Below are 19,983 nucleotides of genomic sequence, written 5' to 3'. Positions count from 1 at the left end.
CTTTTTCAGGATCTGATCGATGAACCTTCTCAGGGCCGCCACCCTGGTGACGCCGAACGTCGCCGCGACCGCGCAGCGCTACGCCCAATGGCTGGACTACACGGTGGTCGAGCAGGGCGAGATCCCCGCCGACCTCGCCGCCAGCTGGGGCGCGCCGGCCAGCGCCGGCCGGCCCTACGCCGTGCTGCAGCCGGCCAGCGGCGCCGACGTCTTCCTGCGCTTCGTCGAGGGCGACCCGGTCCCGGAATACCGGCCCCTGCGCACCTACGGCTGGGCGGCGATCGAGATCTGCTGCCAGGACGTCATGGCCGTGAACGAGCGCATGCAGTCCGCGCCGTTCGAGATCATCGGTCCGCCCAAGCGCATCGACGGCCTGCCCACCATCCATCCGATGCAGGTGAAAGGTCCCGACGGCGAGATCGTCTACCTCACCGAGATCGTCTCGCCCGGCAACGGCCTGCCCTACCCCGGCAGCCTGATCGACAAGCTGTTCATCCTGGTCCTGGCCAGCGACGACATGGACGCCAGCGGCGCCTGGTTCGGCCAGACCCTGGGCCTGGACGTCGGCGCGCCGATGACCATCGTCTACAACATGATCAACGACGCCTTCGACCTACCCAAGGACAGCCGCCACGCCCTGGCGACGGCGACCTATCAGAAGGACGTTTTCCTGGAGTTCGACCAGTACCCGGCGCAAGCCACGGTGCGCCCCGGCCACGCCGGCGCCCTGCCGCCCGGTATCGCCATCTGCACGCTCAAGCATCCGGACTTCGACAGCGTCCAGGGCGACTGGATCATCGCCCCCACGGTCCGCGACGGCGCCGTCTACGGCGGCAAACGCGCCGGCGTGCTGCGCGCGCCGGGCGGGGCGCTGGTCGAGGTGGTGGAAGCCTGACTCCAAACCCTCTCTCATGGAGAGAGGGAGGGGCCCGCCGCGCAAGCGGTGGGAGGGTGAGAGGGTACGCCGTCGGCCGCGTGGATCTCTCACCGTTCCGACGACAGCAACGCGGCCATCAAACAACTGAAAAACAAGAAAGGCGCGGCCGAACGACCGCGCCTTGTTCTGTGAGGGTGTAACCTCTCACCCTCCCATGGCTTCGCCATGGGCCCCTCCCTCTCTCTAAGAGAGAGGGGTCCAACAACGCTACAGCGTCACCACCACCTTGCCGAACGCCCCCTTGTCGGCGCGGGCGTAGGCGCCCTCGATGGCGTCCAACGCGAACACACTGTCGACCTGCGGGACGATGCCCTTGGCCGTCACGAAATCCGACAGCGCCTGGTGATCGGCGCGCGAGCCGACCGAGATCGCCGTGGCGCGCTGGGCGGCCATGACCATGGCCGAGGCGTCCAGCGTCCCGCCGAAGCCGTCCAGGGCGCCGATGACGGCCACGTGGCCGCCGACGCCGAGCGCGCCTTGCGACTTGGCCAGGGTGCCGGCGCCGCCCAGTTCCAGGGCGTGCTGCACGCCGCCGAACGAGGCCTCCTTCACCGGGACCTCCCAGTCGGGCGTGGTGCGGTAGTTCACCGTCAGGTCGGCGCCCAGCTGCGCCGCGCGGGCCAGCTTGGCGTCGTCGCCGCCGACCACGGCCACCTTGGCCCCGAAGGCCTTTGCGATCTGCAGGCCCCACAGGGAGACGCCGCCGGTGCCAAGCGTCACCACCCAGTCGCCGGCCTGAAGGCCGCCGTGCGTGACCAGCGAGGACCAGGCGGTGACGCCCGAGCAGGTCAGGGTCGCGCCCTGCACGAAGTCGAGACTGTCGGGCAGCTTCACCACTCCGCCGGCCGACAGCACCACGTGCTCGGCCAGCACACCGGCACCGCCCGCGCCCAGCGACGAGATCACCGCCGGGAAGGTGATGCGGCCGCCGGCCCAGTTCTGGAAGAAGGTCGAGGCGACGCGGTCGCCCACGGCCAGGCCCTCGACGCCTTCACCGACCGCGACGATCTCGCCGGCGGCGTCCGACAGCGGGGTGAAGCCGTCGGCCTCTCCTACCGGATACCAGCCCTGGCGGATCATCACGTCGCGGCGATTCAGGGCCACGGCGCGCACCCGCACCAGCACCTCGCCCGAACCCGGCGTCGGGACCGACACGATGCTATCGGCCAGCTCGAAGCCCTGGCCGGCGCGGACGAGGGAGAAACGGCGATTGGTCATGGGCGGGGTCCACTGAAGGGGGCTGTTCGGAGGCGTGGTTTCGACACCGGCCGCGAAGGCCAGCAGGGTCTCGGCGAAGATCTCGGGTTCCAGCTCGGGTGCGGCGACGCCGGTCTTGCCCTGGGTGGTGACCACCACGCCCGGGCGGGCCTTGCGGATGCGGCCGACGAAGCCGGCCAGCGGATCGTCCGCCGCCTGCAGCACGGTCACCGGGCAGGTCACGCCCGCGAAGACGCTGGCGAAGTCCTGGTCGAAGATCGCCCCGAAGGCCTGGTTGCGGCCGTCCGGCGCGCCGATCGCGCCCAGGAACTCGGTCTGCACCAGCTGGGCGTCGAAGCGGGGCAGCAACCCCTTCATCGTTCCCCAGGACTGGATCAGATAGGCGCCGTGCGCGTCGATCGGCGCGGCCTGGCCGACCTGGGCGCGGAACATCTCGCGCTCCTCGGCGGTGGCGAACAGCACGCCGTTCAGCAGCAGCGAGCGCACGCGGTCGGGCGCGGCCACGGCGATCTCGGCGCCGATGTGGGTGCCGGTATGGTGGCCGGCCAGGTGGAAACGCTCGACGCCCAGGGCGTCCAGGGCCGCCAGCAGCCAGGCGCCGTACTCCACCGTCGAGGGCAGGCCCTCGGGCTTGAACGACTGGCCAAAGCCGGGCGTGTCCAGCGCGATCGCCGCGCGGCGACCGGCCAGGCGAGCCAGCACGCCGTCGAAACAGGCCGAGCTGACCGGGGTGCGGTGCAGAAGCACGATCGGATCGCCAGGCCCGTCCACCCGGCGCAGGTGCACCTGGCCGGCGGGCGTATCGGCATAGGCTTTGCGGATGAGCGTCACGGGGGCTCCAGCGGGAATCTTCGAGCCTCGGTCCTAGCGCCCGGCCCTCGCCGGCTCCCCTCGCCCGAGGCCGTTATCCGCACAGCGGCGAAGATCGCCGCCGCCTCGCCCTCGCCTTTCCGACCGGTTCAAGTCGGCGCAGCAACGAACAAGAGAGCACGCCATGACCACGGTCCTGATCACCGGCGCCAATCGCGGCATCGGCCTGGAGCACGTCCGCCAATACGCCGCCGCCGGCGCTGACGTCATCGCCACCTGCCGCGATCCGGGCGCGGCCGCCGAGCTGCAAGCCATCGCCGCCGCCCATCCGGGCAAGGTCCGCATCGAGGCCCTGTCGGTGAACGACGCCGCGTCCGTCGCCGCCCTGGCCGAGCGGCTCAAGGGCGTGGCCATCGATGTGCTGATCAACAACGCCGGCACCTACGGCCCCATCCCCCTGCCCGACGGCATGGCCCACCAGACCCTGTCCGGCATGGACTACGACATCTGGGCCGACATCCTGGCCACCAACGTCGTATCGCCGTTCCGCATCACCGCCGCCCTGATCGACAACCTCAAGGCCGGCGAGACCAAGACCATCGTCATGATGTCCAGCGGCCTGGCCTCGATCGGAACCAATGTCTACGGCGGCTCGCACGCTTACCGCTCGTCCAAGGCGGCGCTGAACATGCTGGCCAAGGGCCTGGCCGTGGAGCTGAAGGGCGACGGCGTCACGGTCATCGCCATGGCCCCCGGCTGGACCCGCACCGCCCTCGGCGGCCCCGACGCCCCCTACTCCGTCGAGGAAAGCGTCGCCGGCCAGCAGAAGGTGATCGCCGGGTTGAGCCTGGAGGATACGGGCAAGTTCCTGGATCTGGCGGGAGCCGAGGTGGCGTGGTGAGGTCAGAAATCCACCTCTCCCATAGGGAGAGGGAGGGGCCCAGGCGATAGCCTGGGAGGGTGAGGGGTTACACCCTCACCGATAAATCCACGATCAAGCGAAACAAACATCTGCCGCGAAGGCGAGGGACGGACGGCTCACGTCGTACCCCCTCACCCTCCCACGCTTCGCGCGGGCCCCTCCCTCTCCCCATGGGAGAGGTGTTGGGATAAGCCCCCTACCGCAAGTTCAGCACCGCATAGACCTTCTCCACCACCTGCTGCGGCGAGAACGGCTTGAGGAGGTAGGTGGTCGCGCCCGCGCCCATGGCGGCGGCGATGCGGTCCAGGCGCCCGTCGCCGGTCAGCATGACAACCGGCGTCTCGCGATGCTCGTCGCTGGCGCGCAGCATCTTCAGCAGTTCGGTGCCGTCGACGTCGGGCATGCGGATGTCGATCAGCCAGATCGCGGGCTTGTCCATCGCCGCGGCGTGCAGAGCGCTGCGGGCGGTTTCGAACGCCTGGACGAGATAGCCGGACTTGGCCAGCGCCCCTTCGAGGAAGGCGAGCAGCACCGGGTCGTCATCGACCACGAACACCCGCCCCTTGATCCAGTTGCGCTCCATGCGGCCTCGTTGCGCGTTAACCGTGCAAGCCACACTCTCACAAGGCTTTGCGGTCGAAAACGGCGCGGAGGTTGCAGCCGGGGCTGGTTCGCTCCGGCTGCTTTCCGTTCAGCCGTAAGCCATGCCCCGCTGCACGCCGGCGCGCGCGCCGACGAAGGCCTCGTAGCGGGCCAGGTTCGGATAAGGCTCCAACCCGCCCTCCAGCCGCTTGGCCGAATTGGCGACCACCGGGAAGAACAGCGCGTCGAGGATCGTGAACCGCCCGCCCAGCATGTAGTCGCGGGTCGAAAGACGCGCGTCGAACGCCGCCAGCTGCTCGTGGCAGTCGGCGATCGAGCGCTCGATCAGCCACGGCGTCTTCTCGGGCGCCAGGAAGGTCGCCACGAACTGGTTGGTGAAGGCGCCGGCCACCGACGACGACACCGCCGAGGCCCACATCAGGAACTCGGCCTGTTCGGCCGGTCCCTTGGGCAGCAGCGCGCCGCCGGCCTTCTCGGCCAGGTACCAGGCGATGGCCAGGGTCTCCGAGACCACGATCGGCGCGCCGTCCGGCCCGTCGGGATCGACGATGGCCGGCGCCTTGCCGAACGGGCTCAGCGCCTTGTAGGCGGCCTGCTTGTGCTCGCCGGCCATCAGGTCGATCGGGGTGGCAGCATAGGCCAGCCCCGTCTCCTCCAGCACGATCCGCGCCTTCTGGCCGTTGGCCGTGTTGACGGTGTAGAACTGGATCATCGCTGCAAGCTCCTCAGGCCGTGGCCGCTTCGAGCTCTAGGCTCTTGTACATCGACTGCAGCAGCAGGTACTCGCGGCGCTGGTCCGGGTCGGCCAGGATCTGGCGCATCTTGGCCTCGCGCTCGGCATAGGCCTCGGCGGTGCCGGCCTCCATCGCCGCCTTGTTGGCGATGGTCTGGGTCTGGATGAACTTGTGCATCACCGCCCGCCGCTGGCGGTCGTAGAGCGGCAGCAGCTTCTCCGGATCGGCCTTGTCCTGCAGGATGGCGACCAGCTTTTCGGTCAGGCTCCAGACGTCGTGGATGCCCGAGTTCATGCCGAACCCGCCCAGCGGATTGTTGAGGTGGGCGGCGTCGCCCGCCAGCAGCACCCGACCCACATGGTAGGTCTTGGCCACCCGCTGGTGCACCTTGTAGAGCGTGCGGTGCACGGTCTGCACGGTCTCGCCGTCGCCGATCAGCCCGCCCAGCACCTCGGCCTTCTTGGCGTCCGACAGCAGGCTTTCGTCGCTCTCGTCGCCATTGGCCGGCACCAGGATCCGCCACAGCGACGGCACCCGCAGCAGCACGCACCATTCCTTGGGATCGGCCACGTAGTTGACGTGGGCCAGCCCGTTGAAGTGGTCCTCCAGCGGCCAGTCGGTCGACAGGGTCAGGAACTTCTCCGGATAGGTGAAGCCCTCGAACTCGATGTCCAGCCACTTGCGGACGATCGAATTGGCCCCGTCGGCGCCGATCAGATAGTCGCAGCGCACCTGCTCGATGCCGAACGGCGCCTCGATCGAGACGGTGACGCCCTGGTCGTCCTGGGTGAAGTGGGCCAGGCGATGCGAGAACCGCACCTGCCCGTTGGGGTGGCCGGCCAGCTTCTCGGTCAGCAGACGCGCCAGCTTGAACTGCTCGCATTGCAGCCGGTACGGATGCTCGCTGATATCGGACAGCTCGCCCATGTCGAAGGCCAGCACCTCGCCCGTCGTGCGGTTGCGATAGTGATAGACCGGCGCGCGCAGGCCCTGGGCCTCCAGGTCCTCCAGCACGCCCAGCGCCTTCATCATGTCGAGCGTCGGCGGATGCATGGTCGAGGCCCGAAGGTCCTCGGGACAGCGCGGCGCGCTCTCCAGCAGCAACACATCGACGCCGAGCTGCGCCAGCCGATAGGCGGCCACCGAGCCCACGGGCCCGGCGCCCGCTACGACGACTTGGAATCGTTCCACGGAACCTCGCTAGTTTTTGGTCGGCGGGTGCGGGCGCGGCTTCCCCACGCGCCCCGTCACACGCGTCAATCTCAGTCGACGACGATCATGCGGACCACGACGGTGCCGGCGCCCTGGCGCAGGACCTTGGCGGCCTGGTACTCCGGCGAATACAGGTAGGCCTTGGCGGCCGCGGCGTCGGGATAGCGGGTGACGATCACGCGCTCGCCCTCGGGCACCTCGCCCTCCAGGACCTCGGTGACCGGCCCCCGCACATAGGTCTCGCCACCGAAGCGCTCGGCGAGGCCGGCGATGGCCTTCACATATTCCCCGAAGCGGGGCGCGTCGGTGATGACGGTCGTCGCGATGATAAAAGCGGCCATGGTCTCGTCCCCCGGGGAGAATTTCCGTTGTGGTTCAACGACGACCCTAGCGACGCCCGCCCATCCCGCTTCCCCGGCGCTTTTTCCTATCCGCCGGGCGGATATCGGCCGCTGGGCTGCGGCGCGGACGATCCGGCTTTGCCATTCCTCGGCCATCGAAACGTCGAGGGAAGCGTCATGCCGGATTCATTGGGACACCGCCTGAAGTATGCGGTGATCGCGCCGTCGACCAACACGAGCGTCCAGCCCGAATACGACGACATGCGCCCGCGCGGCGTCACCAACCACTTCCAGCGGATCGCCATTCCGGACACCAAGGTCACCGACGACGAGTCGTTCATGGTGATGCTGCAGAACATTCGCGACGCGACGATGGACAGCGTCGACGTCGCCATGAGCATGGACCCGGCCTGCGTGGTCATGGGCATGTCGGCCGAAACCTTCTGGGACGGCGCGGACGGCGCCGAGCGCCTGACCCAGCGCATGCTGGAGCGCACCAAGGGCGTCCCGGTCGTGATGGGCTCCACCGCCGTCGATGCGGCGCTGAAGGCCTATGGCGGCATCAAGAAGATCGGGGTCATCACCCCCTACATGCCGGTCGGCGACAACCAGGTGCGCAAGTTCTTCGAGGACCTGGGCTACGAAGTCACCCAGGTGAAGGGCCTGAAATCGCCCTCCCCGATGCTGATCGCCCACGAGAGCCCGCAGACGCTGAAGCGCGCGGCCATCGAGGTGTCCGAAGGCGCTGACGCCGTCGTCCAGTGCGGCACCAACCTGGCCTTCGCCAAGGTCGCCGGCATTGCCGAGTTCTGGCTGGAAAAGCCGGTCGTGGCCATCAACACCGCCACTTACTGGCATGCTCTTCGGAGCATGGGAATTACCGACAAGATCGACGGCTTCGGCTCGCTCCTGCTCGAGCACTAAGGATCAAAGGGCATCAGTATGGAATACGATTACGTTCCGCTTCCGCACCGCAAGCCGCTGACCTGGCCGAACGGCGCGCGCGTGGCCCTGGTCCTGACCTTCAACCTGGAGACCTGGGACCTCACCAAGCCGACCAAGGAGAAGTACTACGCCGGCGGGCCGCCGATCCTGCCCGACGTGCTGGCCGGCGATACGCCCGACTTCCCCAACTACACCTGGCGCGAATACGGCCAGCGGGTGGGCATCTGGCGCCTGTTCGACCTCTTCGACGAGATGGGGATCAAGGCCAGCTGCACCACCAACGCGGTGACCTTCGAGCGCCGCAAGGCCATGACCGACGCCTGCCTGGAGCGTGGCTGGGAGCTTCTGGCCCACAACTGGGAACAGGGCGAACTGCTGACCGACTTCGCCCATGACCCGGCCAAGGAGCGCGACATCGTCCTGCGCTCGCTGGAGCAATACGAGCGCTTCGTCGGCAAGCGGGCCAAGGGCTGGCTGTCCTCGTCCCTGCGCGGCACGCTGCAGACCGCCGACATCCTGGCCGAGCACGGCTGCACCTTCTATTGCGACCTGCTCAACGACGATCAGCCCTACCTGCTGCGCACGCCCAACGGCCCGATCGTCTCGACGCCCTATTCCAACGAGATCAACGACTTCACCCTGCTCACCCGCCGCGGCCACACCACCGACGAATACCGCGACGTGCTGATCGAGGAACTGAACGTCCTCTACAAGGAAGGCGCCACCTCGGGCCGGCTGATGAACGTTGGTTTGCACCCGCACGTCTCGGGCCGGGCCTATCGGATCCGCGCCCTGCGCGAGTTCATCCAGCACGCCAAGAGCCTGCCGGGCGTGTGGTTCGCCACCCGCGAGGAGATCGCCGACTGGTATCTGGCCAACCACGAGAGCCACATCCCGACGGGCGCAGGCCAGTGAACAGCTCGGCCCAGCGCCTGCGCGAGCGGCTGGCGGCCGGCCCCGACGGCCGCCGCCGGCTGCTGGCCGCGCCGGGCTGCTACGACGGCTTCTCGGCCCTGCTGGTCGAGCAGGCCGGCTTCGAGGCGGCTTTCCTGTCGGGCGCGGCGCTGTCGCTGGCCCGCCTTGGCCGTCCCGACGTCGGCCTGGTCGGCGTCGGCGAGCTGGCCGACGCGGTGCGGGCCATCGCCGACCGCGTCGAGATCCCGCTGATCGTCGACATCGACACCGGCTTTGGCAACGCGCTGAACACCCAGCGGACGGTCAAGGTGCTCGAACGCGCCGGCGCCGCCGCCGTGCAGCTCGAGGACCAGACCTTTCCCAAGCGCTGCGGCCACATGCGCGGCAAGGGCGTGATCCCGCTGCCCGAAATGGTCGGCAAGGTCCGCGCCGCGCTCGACGCCCGCTCGCAGACCCTGGTCGTCGCCCGCACGGACGCCCTGGGCGTCGAAGGCCCGCAAGCCGCCATGGATCGCGCCGAGGCCTATCTGGAGGCCGGCGCCGACATCGTCTTCGTCGAGGGTCCCCGCACCCTGGAAGAGACAAAGGCCGTGGCCGACCGTTTCGCCGCCCGCGTGCCCTTGGTCCACAACCTCGTCGAGGGCGGGATCACCGCCGTACGCACGGGCGCGGAGCTGCAGGAGCTCGGCTTCGCCATCGCCCTGCATCCGATGCTGCTGCTGCACGGCCTGGCCCGCTACGCGCCCGAATGGCTCGCCAAGCTGCGGTCCGAAGGCACGACCGACGGCCTCGACATTCTCGACCTTCCTCGCCTCAACGCGGTCGCCGGGCTGGACGCCCTGCTGGCCGACGCGGCGACCTACGCTTAAGTTCGGAGACTACCCATGCGTCCCCAGCACCTGATCGTCGCCGGCGCCGGCATCGGCGGCCTGACCGCGGCCATCGCCCTGGCCCGCGCCGGCCACACCGTCGAGGTGCTGGAACAGGCCCCGGCCCTGGGCGAGATCGGCGCCGGCGTAACGCTCGCCCCCAACGCCATGCGCGTCTACCACCACCTGGGCCTAGCCGAGGCCATCACCACGGCCGGGGTCGAGCCCCAGCGCCAGCGGGTGCAGCACTGGGCCGACGGCCGCGACCTGGTCGCCTTCGAGCGCGGCCAGAAGGTGCGCGACCTCTACGGCGCGCCCTACGTCTACATCCACCGCGCCGACCTGCACGCCATCCTGGTCGAGGCCCTGGAGGCCACCGGCCGCGCTACGGTGCGCCTGTCCAGCCCTTGCGTGAGCGCCGAGCCGACCGCGGACGGCGCGATCGCCGTCCTGGCCGACGGGACTGAAATCAAGGGCGACGCGGTGATCGGCGCCGACGGCGTGAAGTCGGGCGTCCGCAAGGGCTTCGACCCGGGCGAGCCGCACTTCACCGGCCACGTCGTCTGGCGCGCCATCGTGCCGGTCGAGGGTCCGCTGCTCGAGGATCTGGCCCACTTCCCCGGCATTCACATCGGCCCGGGCCGCATGGCCGTGCGCTATCCGCTGCGCAACTCGACTCTGCTGAATCTGGTGTTCTTCGCCCGCCAGGAGGGCTGGGCCGAGGAAGGCTGGACGATCCGCGCCGACCTGGCCGACCTGCGCAAGACCTTCGAGGGCTGGAGCAGCGACGTCCATGCCCTGCTCGACACCATCGACCCGGCCGCCCTCTACAAGTGGGCCGTCTTCGCCCGCCAGCCGCTGAAGACCTGGGTGCGCGGCGGCCGCGTGGCCCTGCTGGGCGACGCCGCCCACGCCATGACCCCGTTCCTGGGCCAAGGCGCCGCCGCCGCCATCGAGGACGCCCTCGTCCTGGCCCGCGCCTTCGAGGCCGCGTCCGACGTCCCCGAGGCCCTGGCCCGCTACGAGGCCGCCCGCAAGGAGCGCTGCGGCTTCATCCAGGTCGAGTCGAACCTCAACGCCGACCGCCTGGAAGGCGACGAGGCCCACCTCTACGGCATGACCGAAATCAAGAACGAAGAGACCCTGGGCCTGTTCGCGTACGATGCGGGGGCGGTGCAGGTCTGAGAATGATCCCTCTCTCTTTGAGAGAGGGAGGGGCCCGCCGCGCAGCGGCGGGAGGGTGAGAGGTAACAAACTCTCCGAACTAAGCGCCGTCTGGCTCCACCGGCTGACGAAGACTTTTGCGTCCCGGCCCCCGACGAGGGGATCAGGCCTTTTCTGCCAAAGGTGAAACCTCTCACCCTCCCCCCGCCTCCGGCGGCGCGCCCCTCCCTCTCTCTCAGAGAGAGGGATTTTCCGGGCGCCTCCGAACACTAACCACCTGCCTCCCCCGCGTGCTGACCGCCTAGCGGAGCATCCGTTGAACGCAATATTTTGACTGATCGGTCCCCTTCAGATTAGCGTCAGTTCGCGCCGCCCTTCCGGGCCGGCTGTTTGGAGGCCGCCATGTCCGCCGAGATGCTCAACACCTTCCAGCAGATCGACCATCCGATCCTGCCCAAGCCGACCCACGACGAAGCGTCGCGCCAGGAATTCACCAAGAGCTTCAAGCAGTTCATCCAGCAGGGTCTGCTGCCGGGCCTGGGTCCCGTGTTCGGCGTCCGCGCCGCCAAGGCCTTCGAGCGCGAGCATGGCCGCGCCCCCGCCGACCGCCGCGACATCCGTTCGGCCATGGTCAAGGACCTCTACTTCCAGCACTACGCGGCGGCCAACCGCATCGCCCAGGAACTGCTCTGGGAATCGACCAACGTCACGATCGACCGCGAACTGCCCGACCTGATCGAGAAGGCCCGCGGCCTGTCGGCCTCGGCCAAGGGCAAGCTCGACCTGCCCGAGGCGTTCGAGACCCCGCGCTACGTCACCTCGATCGACATCCACTGCATGCCCGGCGGCTATGCCGGCGCGGTGACCCCGGACGACATCTCGACCGGCGCCCTCTACGACCGCGGCGTCTATCTCTACGCCATGGGCTATATGGGCCCGTTCAACGACGACATGGGCCGCTCGGTCTGCAACTACGTCAACCGTCGCCTCGACGGCTTCAAGCCCAAGCGGATCCTGGATCTGGGCTGCACGGTCGGCCACTCGACCCTGCCCTACAAGGAACTGTTCCCTGACGCCGAAGTCTGGGGCGTCGACGTCGCCGCCCCTCAGGTGCGCTACGCCCACGCTCGCGCCGCGGGCCTGGGCCTCGAAGTCAACTTCGCCCAGATGAACGCCGAGGAGACCCGTTTCGAGGACGGCTCCTTCGACCTCATCGTCAGCCACATCCTGCTGCACGAGACGTCCGGCAAGGCCATGCCGCGCATCTTCAACGAATGCCACCGCCTGCTGGCGCCCGGCGGCTACATGATCCACGCGGATCTTCCGCCGTTCGACAACATGGACCCGTTCACCCAGTTCATCCTCGACAACGAGACCTGGTACAACAACGAGCCCTTCTGGGGCGCCATGCGCGAGACCGACCAGGTCGCCCTGGCCAAGGCCGCCGGCTTCCCGCCCGAAAGCGTCAAGTTCGACACCGCCCCGATGGCGATCATGGAGTTCGTGGCCCAGCAGGCCGCCGGCTACAGCGAGGACGCCAGCGCGGCGGTCTCCGACCGTGAGTTCGCCGCCGGCGAATACGCCCCCGGCGGCGGCTGGGAAGTCCTGATCGCCCGCAAGGCCTGAGCACAGTTCGGCTCCTAGTTTTTTTGGGAAACAACACGATGAACGCCCACGCTCCGCAGGCCGAGCGCCCGCACGTCATCCGCGACGCCAAGGGCAAGCGCCCTCAGTTCTACGAGGCCCCGGGCCTCGACCAGGCCATGTCGATGATCATGGTCCTGGCCAACGAACTGGCCGTGCTGCACGACCGCCTCGATTCCGCCGAACGCGTCCACGCTGCCAAGGGCCTGGACCTGGCCGCCGAGATCGAGGCCCTGCAGCTCGACCAGGCCGCCCTGGAGGCCCGCGAGGCCTGGCGCCAGGACTTCCTGGGCCGCCTGTTCTACCTGGCCCGCAAGGACGCCTCGGAAGCCGCCGCGGCCGACACGGCCGAGCGCTTCCGCGCCACCATCGAAGACATCGCCAAGACCTGATCCCAAGACCTGATCTGAGTAGAGCCTATGCCCGTCAAGACGCGTACCGCCCCAGCCGCCGCTGGCCTCCTCGCCCGCCTGGAGGCGATCGTCGGCAAGGACGGCGTCCTGACGGGCGAGGCCGCCCTGCCCTTCGCCACCGACGTCTATCGCACCCTGGAGACGCCGCTGGCCGTGGTCCGTCCGGCCGACGTCGAGCAACTACAGGCGGTCGTGCGCGAGGCGGCCGCGGCCGGGGTCGCCATCGTCCCGCGCGGCGGCGGCGCCTCCTATACCGACGGCTATCTGGCGACCCGCGCCGACACCGTGCTGATCGACACCGGCGCCCTTTCCCGCATCGTCGAGATCAACCAGACCGACGCCTATGTCACGGTCGAGACCGGGGTGACCTGGGCTCAGCTGAAGGACGCCCTTGATCCGCTGGGTTTGCGCACCCCGTTCTTCGGCCCGTTCTCGGGCCTGGCCGCCACGATCGGCGGGTCGATGTCGCAGCACGCCATCAGCCATGGGTCGGGCCAGTTCGGCAGCTCGGCGGAGTCGGCCGTGTCGCTCGACGTGGTGATCGCCGACGGCTCGCTGCTGCGCACCGGCTCGGCCGCTCGCGGCGGCTCGCCCTTCGCCCGCTGGTATGGCCCCGACCTGTGCGGCCTGTTCCTGGGCGACTGCGGCGCGCTCGGGATCAAGGCGCGCATCACCCTGCCGCTGATCGCCAGGAAGCCCGCCTTCCAGTGCGCCTCGTTCGCCTTCTCCGACTTGCCCAGCCTGGCCCGCGCCATGCGGGCGGCGGCGCTGGAGAATCTCGACGACGAGCACTTCGCCATCGACGCGCCGCTGGCCCAGGGCCAGATCGCCCGCCAGGACAACGCCGCCGTCGTGCAGATGGCCCTGACCGTGCTGAAGAGCTCGCCGTCGCTGGCCGCCGGCCTGCGCCAGCTGACCAAAATGGCCCTGGCCGGCGACCGCGCCCTGCGCAAGGCCGAGTACATGGTCCACTACATCCTCGAAGGGGTCGATGACCGCGAGGCCAAGGCGCGGCTGGATCGCCTGCGCACCCTGATGACGGCCGAGGGGGTCGAGATCCCCAACACCATGCCGACCATCGTGCGCGGCATGCCGTTCGCCCCGCTCTACAACGTGCTCGGTCCCAAGGGCGAGCGCTGGGCCCCGATGAACGGCGTCCTGCCCCACAGCCAGGTCGCCGCCTTCCACGCGGCGCTCGAGGCCCTGTACGCCAGCCACGCCGAGGAAATGACCGCCCGCGGCGTCTGGCGCGGCGGCATGTTCGAGGTGCTGCGCCCGTCCGGCTTCCTCTACGAGGTGGCCCTCTACTGGCCCGGCGAGCAGACCGCCTACCACGCCGGCGTCCTGCCGGCCGAGCACCTGGCCAGCCTGCCCCAGTACGCCGAGGATCCCGAGACCACGGCCTTCGTGCACAGGCTCAAGGCCCAGATCATCGCGCTCTACGGCCAGCACGACGCCGTGCACTTCCAGCTCGGCAAGCTCTACCCGTACGCCGATGTGCTGGAGCGCCCGGCGCTGGATCTGGTGCGCGCGGTCAAGGCGGCGGTGGATCCGAAGGGGGTGATGAACCCCGGGGCGCTGGGGCTTTAACAGACCTCTCCCATCTTTGGAGAACCTCTCCCATAGGGAGAGGGAGGGGCCCAGGCGAAGCCTGGGAGGGTGAGGGGTTACACCCTCACCGACAGATCCACGATCGAACATCAGAAGCGTCGGCCAATCAGGCCAGGGGATGGGACCGCCAACGGCATACCCCCTCACCCTCCCACGCCTCCGGCGCGGGCCCCTCCCTCTCCCCATGGGAGAGGTTTCAAAGAGCGCCGCCTCTCCCACCCACGCACAAAAAAAGGCGCGGTCGTTTCCGACCGCGCCAGGCTCTCACTGCGCAGATGCAGCGGGGACTCTTTAGCTGCGCGCCTCGGGCGCCGCCCGCAGGGAACGCAGCAGGTTCTGGACGATGGCGTCGCGCTTGGCGTTCAGCTGGGCCTGCAGCTCAGGGCCCGGCTGGAAGTTGTCGACTTCCGCATTGGCCAGCACGCCGTGGCTTTCCAGCACGGCTTCAAGCACGTGCACGCGGTCGGTCAGCACCCAGACCTCGCGGGTCAGGGACAGGATCGCCTCGCCCAGGTCGTCGATCTGGTCGGCGGTCAGCATCCGGCGGTTCACCGGCTCGGAGATCGGGCGCTCGAAGGTCTTCGGAGTCATCGCGTTCATGTCGCTCGCTCGTTGTCGGAAGGATCAGGCGGGCTTGTGGGCGCGCAGCACGTAGTAGGCGTGGGTCGGGGCCTGGGTGGCGCCCTCGACGTCGACGAAGCCGATGTCCTTGCAGATCTGCACCAGGTCCATGCTCGCCGAGGCGCGCCAGTAGGGCTCGCCGCCCCACTTGGCCAGGTAGTCGTAGCGCCAGGACGCCATCTTATCGATCTCGGCGTAGCGGGGCACGTCGGCCATGATGATGTCGCCGCCCGGCTTCAGCATCCGGAAGGCCTCTTCCAGGATCGACTTGATGATCCGCGGCGGGGCCTCGTGGAACAGGATGAAGGTGGTCACGAGATCGAAGCTCTCGTCGGCGAAACCGGAGTTCTCGCCGCCCTTGACCATCAGCTTCCAGTTCCAGCCCTTCTCGTTGGCCACGCGGCGGGCCTGTTCGAGCATGCGGGCCGACCAGTCGATGCCGGTGATCTGGGCTTCCGGGAAGGTTTCCTGCAGGGCCTGGGTGAAGTGGCCCGAGCCGCAGCCGATATCGAGGATTTCCTTGTAGTCGCGGCGCGGGGCCTGCTGGGCGGCCGCCCGGCGCTGGCCGAAGATGTCGCCGCCATAGCCACGCGCCACCAGCTGCTTGTGCACCAGTTCGCCATGGACGTAGCCGGTGTGGTCGATGTGGTCCCAGCCGCCGGTGGTGCGGTGGAACCAGACCTTGCTCCAGTAGCTGGGCGGGGTCTCGCCGTCGCCGTAGTCCAGCGTGGCCGGGCCTTCGTCGAGGGTCTTGAGGTAGGGCTCGAGAACCGCGCGGCGCTCCTCGAAGGCTTCGTCGCAGTGCGCGCCGTGGGTGCGCGAGGCCCATTCGCCGAACAGCTCGCGGATCTTGAAGATCTTGGAGTCGGCCAGGGTCTCGACGACCAGCGCGTGGCGCTCATCCATGTCGTCGGGCAGGGTCTGGGCGTTGACGCCCTTCATGGCCAGTTCCGCCTCGGAGGCGAAGTGCAGGCCGAAGGTCGCCTTCGATACGCCCGCCTGGAAATCGAGCGACGCGCGACCGCGCTGGGCCAGTGCCGGAGCTTCCATGACGCACCTCTAAAACCTTGTTTCGATGAAGGACTTTACCCCCGCCGAAACGTCCTGAAAGGTCCGGCGGACCCGCTATCCGCAGAACGGTCAGCGGGTGGTGAAGCTCGGATCGGCGGCCCGTGCGGCCAAGCGCGCGGCGGCTTCGGCGTCGCCGGCGGCGTGGGCGAGCACCAGGTCGGCCGAAGCCGCGATCGCCTGCGCCAGTCCCTCGGCCTGCGCGGGTCCCGGCAGCTCCGGCCGGCAGATCAGCCCGCCGAAATAGTGATCGACACCAGGCAGCACGAGCGCGTGGCGATCCCCCGGCGACGGAGCCTCATAGGCGATCAGGCGCAGGCGCCAGTCATCGACGAACCCGGGCAGCACGTCGGCGTCGCCGGTCTGCACCAGCAGCGGCGCGGTCGTGCTCGCGAAACCCTCGACCGAAATCAGCGGCGGCGTGGCGGGCGGCGGCGACAGGGCGACCACGGCCTTCACCCGGCTGTCGAGCGTCGGCGCGCCGGGCGGCGCCAGCACGCTGGCCCCGCCGGCCGCCAGGGCCAGCAAGGCCCCGAACGAGTGCCCGGCGGCGGCGAGGCCGAAACGCCCCTGCCCGGCCAGCCAGTCCAGGGTCGCGGCCTGGTCCTCCAGCCGCGTGCGCCAGACGGCGCCCTGGTCGTAGGCCTCGCGCTGCGGGTGGTCGGTGCTGTCGACATGCAGGGGCGCTGCGACCAGCAGGCCCCGCGCCGCCCAGCCTTCCAGCAGGGCCGCATACTTGCCCGGCGCCGAGAAGGCCCCGTGCGAGAAGGAAACCGCGGCCTTGGCCGGCCCGGCGGGCCGCGCCACGGCGAGGCCCACGGTGCGATCGCCGACGGCGATCTCGACGATGTCCAGGCTCATCAGACGACCGCGCAGACCGTCTTCCATTCCAGGTAGCCGTCGAGGGCGACCTGGCCGCTGTCGCGCCCCCAGCCCGAGGCCTTGACCCCGCCGATCGGCAGGGCGTTGTCGTACATCGAGTGGCAGTTGATCCACACTGTGCCGGCCTTGATGCGGCGCGACAGGCGGTGGGCGTGCGACAGGCTCTCGGTCCAGATGCTGGCCGCCAGGCCGAACTCGCTGTCGTTGGCGGCGGCCACCACCTCGTCGATCTCGTCATAGGCCTGGACGACGACGACCGGGCCGAACACCTCCTCGCGGACGATGGCCATGTCGGGGGTGACCCGCGCCACCACGGCCGGGGTCACGAACGTGCCCTCGTCGCCGCCCTGCACGCCGCCGGTCAGCACCTCGGCGCCGGCCGCCGCCGCGCCGGCCACGAAGCCGGCCACGCGGTCGGCCTGCTTGCGCGACACCAGCGGGCCCATGTGGGTCGCCGGATCCAGGCCATGGCCCAGTTGCAAGCCCTTGGCCTGGGCCGCGACGCCCTCGACCACCCGGTCGTAGATCGAGCGGTGGGCGTAGAGCCGCGAGCCGGCCACGCAGACCTGGCCGGCGTTGAAGAAGATGGCGTTGGCCGCGCCGGGGATTGCCAGATCCAGGTCGGCGTCGGGCAGGATCACCACCGGCGACTTGCCGCCCAGCTCCAGGCTGACCTTCTTGAGGTTGCCCTTGGCCGCGTCGAGGATCGCCCGCCCCGTCGGGGTCGAGCCGGTGAAGGCCACCTTGTCGACGTCATGGTGCGCGGCCAGGGCCGCGCCCGCCTCGCCGCCCAGGCCCGTCACCAGGTTCAGCACGCCCGCCGGGAAGCCGGCCTGCTGCACCAGTTCGGCCAGACGCACGGCGGTCAGCGAGGTGTCTTCGGCGGGCTTGAGCACCACGGTGCAGCCCGCGGCCAGGGCCGGCGCCAGCTTCATGGCCGTCAGCACCAGCGGCGAGTTCCACGGCACGATGGCGGCGACCACGCCCACCGGCTCGCGCAGGGTCCAGCTGGCCATCTGCTTGCCGGCCGGCTGATAGTTGATCGAGCTGTCGATCGTGCGGCCCTCGATGGCCGTCGCCAGGCCCGCATAGTAGCGGAACTGGTTCACCGCCCCCGGGATCTCGGCCCAGCGGCCGACATACAGCGGCTTGCCCTGGTCAAGCGTCTCCAGCTCGGCCAGTTCGTCGATATTGGCCTCGATCAGGTCGGCCAGGGTCCACAGCAGGCGCGAGCGCTGCATGGGGGTGAGCGAGGGCCACTCGCCGCCGTCGAAGGCCTTGCGCGCGGCGGCCACGGCGGCGTCGACATCGGCCGCCCCGCCCTTGGCGATCTCGGCCAGGACGACGCCGGTGGCCGGATCCTTGGTCGGGAAGGTGTCGCCGCCATGGGCGTCGACCCAGGCGCCGCCGATGAAGAGCTGCTTGCGACGCTTGGCGAGGAAGGCCTTCGCCCCCTCCGTCTGAGGTTCGACCGAACGGACGACGAAGGTCATGGCGCATTCCCCGGGACGCTGAAATTCCAGGCTCGACGCTAGTCCTCGCGACCTCGATTCACAGGGGTCACAGAACGCCTATCCGCTGTGCGGGCGCCTTTGCGCGCAACCGTTTGCGAACCGCGCTAGAGCCTAGGGTCACGGGGTTTTCAGTGACGGTTCCGGGGGCTTGGGATGACGACGATGAACGGACGCGGCGTGGACGAGATCCACGGCTACGCCCCCTTGCGACCCGTCGCCGGCGCGGCCGCGCCGGACGCCTCACCGGTCGTCGCCGGCGGGGTCTCGCAGGCCGCCCTCGACGCGGCCCAGGCCTTCTCCGACAGCTATGACGGCCTGGCCCTGCTGGTCTGGTCCGGCGGCGCGCTGCGCCACGAGGCCTACGCTCCGCACGTCACCAAGGACAGCCTGTTCGAGACCTTCTCGATGCACAAGTCGGCGCTGGGCCTGCTCTACGGCGCGGCCATCCGCGACGGGGCGATCGGCTCGATCGACGATCCGCTCGGCCTCTACATCGCCGAATGGCGCGACGATCCGCGCGGCCAGATCCCGCTGCGCCACCTCTTGGGCATGAGCTCGGGTCTCACCGTGCACAGCCTCGACAAGGGCGATCCGGTGGCCCTGGCCCTGATGCTCGGCGACCGCATCAGCGAGACCGCCCTCTCCGTCCAGGCGCAGCGGCCGTCCGGCGAGGTCTTCGACTACTACAACGTCGCCGCCCAGGTGGCGGGCCTGGCCCTGTCGCGCGCCGTCGCGGCCAAGGGGCTGGGCGACGCGGCGACCTATCTGTCGAAGGCGCTGTGGGGTCCGATGGGCGGCGCCGACGCGCGGCTGTGGGTCGAGCGCGAGGACGGCGAGCCCCGCTTCTTCGCCGGCCTCCAGGCCCGGGCTCGCGACTGGCTTCAGCTGGGCCGTCTGGTCGCCGGCGGCGGCCAGATCGACGGCCGCCAGGTGCTGCCGGCCGACTGGATCGCCACGATCACCGCCGAGAACCCGCTCAACCCCGCCTACGGCCTGCTGGTCTGGCGCGCCGCCCCCATCGAGAACGGCAAGCGCCTCTACGGCCCCTCCACCGCCTACGCCGCCCCGCACTCCGCGCCGTTCATCGCCGACGACCTCATCTATTTCGACGGTTTCGGCGGCCAGCGCGTCTACGTCTCGCCGTCGCGGGACCTCGTCATCGTGCGCATCGGCCGGCCGAGGCTCGACTTCGACGACGCGGCGCTGCCGAACCTGATCGTCGAGGGTATGGCTTAGAGATCCTCCCCCTCTGGGGGAGGTGGCCCGAAGGGCCGGAGGGGGGCGTTCTCAGCTTCCAACCCGCCGAACGCCCTCCCCGTAAAATCCCCGCGAAAGCGGGGACCCAGGTGTTTTATCGTCGAGCGCCACGCGTTTCAGAAAAAGCCTGGGTCCCCGCTTTCGCGGGGATTTTACGGTTGGAGGTCTGCTGACGGGGACAGACGAAGCTGGATCCCCGTCGAGCTCAGATCAAACCCCAACCAATCCAACCCCTTACAACTTTCTCACCGCTCTGGATCAGACGCGCTCAAACCACCCGCATAATAACCCCGTCTCGCCGCA

General features: G+C 69.3%; 19 protein-coding genes. 10 read left to right on the top strand and 9 right to left on the bottom strand.

Going from position 1 to position 19,983, the window contains the following annotated elements; all coding sequences use genetic code 11:
- Positions 1-19 precede the first annotated feature (19 nt).
- Positions 20-895: a VOC family protein gene (locus AC07NG_RS22120; RefSeq protein ID WP_494596375.1), complete on the top strand. Its 876-nt coding sequence runs from the start codon at positions 20-22 to the stop codon at positions 893-895.
- Positions 896-1,144: 249 nt separating this feature from the next.
- On the opposite strand, the gene AC07NG_RS22115 is transcribed toward AC07NG_RS22120, so the two are convergent.
- Complete coding sequence (locus tag AC07NG_RS22115) at positions 1,145-2,986, bottom strand: alpha/beta fold hydrolase (protein ID WP_494596373.1); 1,842 nt, start codon at positions 2,984-2,986, stop codon at positions 1,145-1,147.
- A gap of 163 nt (positions 2,987-3,149) precedes the next feature.
- Here AC07NG_RS22115 and AC07NG_RS22110 point away from each other — a divergent pair, with 163 nt between their 5' ends.
- The gene (locus tag AC07NG_RS22110; protein ID WP_494596371.1) at positions 3,150-3,866 is read left to right on the top strand and encodes an SDR family oxidoreductase; all 717 of its coding nucleotides are present in this window, start codon (positions 3,150-3,152) and stop codon (positions 3,864-3,866) included.
- Positions 3,867-4,083: 217 nt separating this feature from the next.
- Here AC07NG_RS22110 and AC07NG_RS22105 read toward each other — a convergent pair whose 3' ends face one another.
- The 4 genes from AC07NG_RS22105 to AC07NG_RS22090 form a co-directional block, all read right to left on the bottom strand.
- Positions 4,084-4,470 carry a response regulator gene (locus AC07NG_RS22105; protein ID WP_494596369.1) on the bottom strand — a complete coding sequence of 129 codons (387 nt, stop codon included), beginning with the start codon at positions 4,468-4,470 and terminating at the stop codon, positions 4,084-4,086.
- Between the two features lie 108 nt (positions 4,471-4,578).
- On the bottom strand, positions 4,579-5,202 hold the full coding sequence (locus AC07NG_RS22100) for a glutathione S-transferase family protein (RefSeq protein ID WP_494596367.1): 624 nt from the start codon (positions 5,200-5,202) through the stop codon (positions 4,579-4,581).
- Between the two features lie 13 nt (positions 5,203-5,215).
- Complete coding sequence (locus AC07NG_RS22095) at positions 5,216-6,415, bottom strand: FAD-dependent oxidoreductase (protein WP_110121748.1); 1,200 nt, start codon at positions 6,413-6,415, stop codon at positions 5,216-5,218.
- Between the two features lie 71 nt (positions 6,416-6,486).
- Positions 6,487-6,777: a DUF1330 domain-containing protein gene (locus tag AC07NG_RS22090; RefSeq protein ID WP_494596365.1), complete on the bottom strand. Its 291-nt coding sequence runs from the start codon at positions 6,775-6,777 to the stop codon at positions 6,487-6,489.
- Between the two features lie 177 nt (positions 6,778-6,954).
- Here AC07NG_RS22090 and AC07NG_RS22085 point away from each other — a divergent pair, with 177 nt between their 5' ends.
- From AC07NG_RS22085 to AC07NG_RS22055, 7 genes are all read left to right on the top strand, one after another.
- Positions 6,955-7,701: a maleate cis-trans isomerase family protein gene (locus tag AC07NG_RS22085; RefSeq protein ID WP_492854901.1), complete on the top strand. Its 747-nt coding sequence runs from the start codon at positions 6,955-6,957 to the stop codon at positions 7,699-7,701.
- An 18-nt stretch (positions 7,702-7,719) separates the two neighbouring features.
- Positions 7,720-8,637 carry a polysaccharide deacetylase family protein gene (locus AC07NG_RS22080; protein ID WP_494596364.1) on the top strand — a complete coding sequence of 306 codons (918 nt, stop codon included), beginning with the start codon at positions 7,720-7,722 and terminating at the stop codon, positions 8,635-8,637.
- The gene (locus AC07NG_RS22075) at positions 8,634-9,506 is read left to right on the top strand and encodes an isocitrate lyase/PEP mutase family protein (protein ID WP_494596362.1); all 873 of its coding nucleotides are present in this window, start codon (positions 8,634-8,636) and stop codon (positions 9,504-9,506) included. Before AC07NG_RS22080 ends, AC07NG_RS22075 begins: the two co-directional genes overlap by 4 nt.
- Positions 9,507-9,521: 15 nt before the next feature.
- Positions 9,522-10,691, top strand: coding sequence for an FAD-dependent monooxygenase (locus AC07NG_RS22070; protein WP_494596361.1), 1,170 nt, complete (start codon positions 9,522-9,524; stop codon positions 10,689-10,691).
- Positions 10,692-11,072: 381 nt separating this feature from the next.
- Complete coding sequence (locus AC07NG_RS22065; protein ID WP_492854897.1) at positions 11,073-12,296, top strand: class I SAM-dependent methyltransferase; 1,224 nt, start codon at positions 11,073-11,075, stop codon at positions 12,294-12,296.
- 38 nt (positions 12,297-12,334) lie between these two features.
- The gene (locus tag AC07NG_RS22060; RefSeq protein WP_101714787.1) at positions 12,335-12,706 is read left to right on the top strand and encodes a hypothetical protein; all 372 of its coding nucleotides are present in this window, start codon (positions 12,335-12,337) and stop codon (positions 12,704-12,706) included.
- Positions 12,707-12,733: 27 nt separating this feature from the next.
- Complete coding sequence (locus AC07NG_RS22055) at positions 12,734-14,317, top strand: FAD-binding oxidoreductase (protein WP_494596359.1); 1,584 nt, start codon at positions 12,734-12,736, stop codon at positions 14,315-14,317.
- A 312-nt stretch (positions 14,318-14,629) separates the two neighbouring features.
- Here the strand turns inward: AC07NG_RS22055 and AC07NG_RS22050 are convergent, their stop codons facing one another.
- From AC07NG_RS22050 to AC07NG_RS22035, 4 genes are all read right to left on the bottom strand, one after another.
- On the bottom strand, positions 14,630-14,938 hold the full coding sequence (locus tag AC07NG_RS22050) for a hypothetical protein (RefSeq protein ID WP_110121739.1): 309 nt from the start codon (positions 14,936-14,938) through the stop codon (positions 14,630-14,632).
- 24 nt (positions 14,939-14,962) lie between these two features.
- The gene (locus AC07NG_RS22045) at positions 14,963-16,009 is read right to left on the bottom strand and encodes a class I SAM-dependent methyltransferase (RefSeq protein WP_492854895.1); all 1,047 of its coding nucleotides are present in this window, start codon (positions 16,007-16,009) and stop codon (positions 14,963-14,965) included.
- A gap of 90 nt (positions 16,010-16,099) precedes the next feature.
- Positions 16,100-16,888 carry an alpha/beta hydrolase gene (locus tag AC07NG_RS22040; RefSeq protein WP_494596358.1) on the bottom strand — a complete coding sequence of 263 codons (789 nt, stop codon included), beginning with the start codon at positions 16,886-16,888 and terminating at the stop codon, positions 16,100-16,102.
- A complete protein-coding gene (locus tag AC07NG_RS22035; protein WP_494596357.1) occupies positions 16,888-18,402 on the bottom strand; it encodes an aldehyde dehydrogenase family protein in 1,515 nt (504 codons plus the stop codon). The genes AC07NG_RS22040 and AC07NG_RS22035 overlap by 1 nt, the downstream gene beginning before the upstream one ends.
- A 183-nt stretch (positions 18,403-18,585) precedes the next feature.
- Here AC07NG_RS22035 and AC07NG_RS22030 point away from each other — a divergent pair, with 183 nt between their 5' ends.
- A complete protein-coding gene (locus AC07NG_RS22030) occupies positions 18,586-19,659 on the top strand; it encodes a serine hydrolase domain-containing protein (RefSeq protein ID WP_494596355.1) in 1,074 nt (357 codons plus the stop codon).
- The last annotated feature ends 324 nt before the right edge of the window (positions 19,660-19,983 follow it).

This window comes from Caulobacter sp. GW821-FHT10C03, from assembly GCF_059415485.1.
This window is presented reverse-complemented; position numbering and strand designations above follow the sequence as displayed.

Excerpts from the sequence above, each read along its gene's own strand:
- AC07NG_RS22120 (WP_494596375.1), top strand. The coding sequence starts at position 20 with ATGAACCTTCTCAGGGCCGCCACCCTGGTGACGCCGAACGTCGCCGCG.
- AC07NG_RS22110 (WP_494596371.1), top strand. The coding sequence starts at position 3,150 with ATGACCACGGTCCTGATCACCGGCGCCAATCGCGGCATCGGCCTGGAG.
- AC07NG_RS22105 (WP_494596369.1), bottom strand. The coding sequence starts at position 4,470 with ATGGAGCGCAACTGGATCAAGGGGCGGGTGTTCGTGGTCGATGACGAC.
- AC07NG_RS22100 (WP_494596367.1), bottom strand. The coding sequence starts at position 5,202 with ATGATCCAGTTCTACACCGTCAACACGGCCAACGGCCAGAAGGCGCGG.
- AC07NG_RS22090 (WP_494596365.1), bottom strand. The coding sequence starts at position 6,777 with ATGGCCGCTTTTATCATCGCGACGACCGTCATCACCGACGCGCCCCGC.
- AC07NG_RS22085 (WP_492854901.1), top strand. The coding sequence starts at position 6,955 with ATGCCGGATTCATTGGGACACCGCCTGAAGTATGCGGTGATCGCGCCG.
- AC07NG_RS22080 (WP_494596364.1), top strand. The coding sequence starts at position 7,720 with ATGGAATACGATTACGTTCCGCTTCCGCACCGCAAGCCGCTGACCTGG.
- AC07NG_RS22070 (WP_494596361.1), top strand. The coding sequence starts at position 9,522 with ATGCGTCCCCAGCACCTGATCGTCGCCGGCGCCGGCATCGGCGGCCTG.
- AC07NG_RS22065 (WP_492854897.1), top strand. The coding sequence starts at position 11,073 with ATGTCCGCCGAGATGCTCAACACCTTCCAGCAGATCGACCATCCGATC.
- AC07NG_RS22060 (WP_101714787.1), top strand. The coding sequence starts at position 12,335 with ATGAACGCCCACGCTCCGCAGGCCGAGCGCCCGCACGTCATCCGCGAC.
- AC07NG_RS22055 (WP_494596359.1), top strand. The coding sequence starts at position 12,734 with ATGCCCGTCAAGACGCGTACCGCCCCAGCCGCCGCTGGCCTCCTCGCC.
- AC07NG_RS22050 (WP_110121739.1), bottom strand. The coding sequence starts at position 14,938 with ATGAACGCGATGACTCCGAAGACCTTCGAGCGCCCGATCTCCGAGCCG.
- AC07NG_RS22045 (WP_492854895.1), bottom strand. The coding sequence starts at position 16,009 with ATGGAAGCTCCGGCACTGGCCCAGCGCGGTCGCGCGTCGCTCGATTTC.
- AC07NG_RS22040 (WP_494596358.1), bottom strand. The coding sequence starts at position 16,888 with ATGAGCCTGGACATCGTCGAGATCGCCGTCGGCGATCGCACCGTGGGC.
- AC07NG_RS22035 (WP_494596357.1), bottom strand. The coding sequence starts at position 18,402 with ATGACCTTCGTCGTCCGTTCGGTCGAACCTCAGACGGAGGGGGCGAAG.
- AC07NG_RS22030 (WP_494596355.1), top strand. The coding sequence starts at position 18,586 with ATGAACGGACGCGGCGTGGACGAGATCCACGGCTACGCCCCCTTGCGA.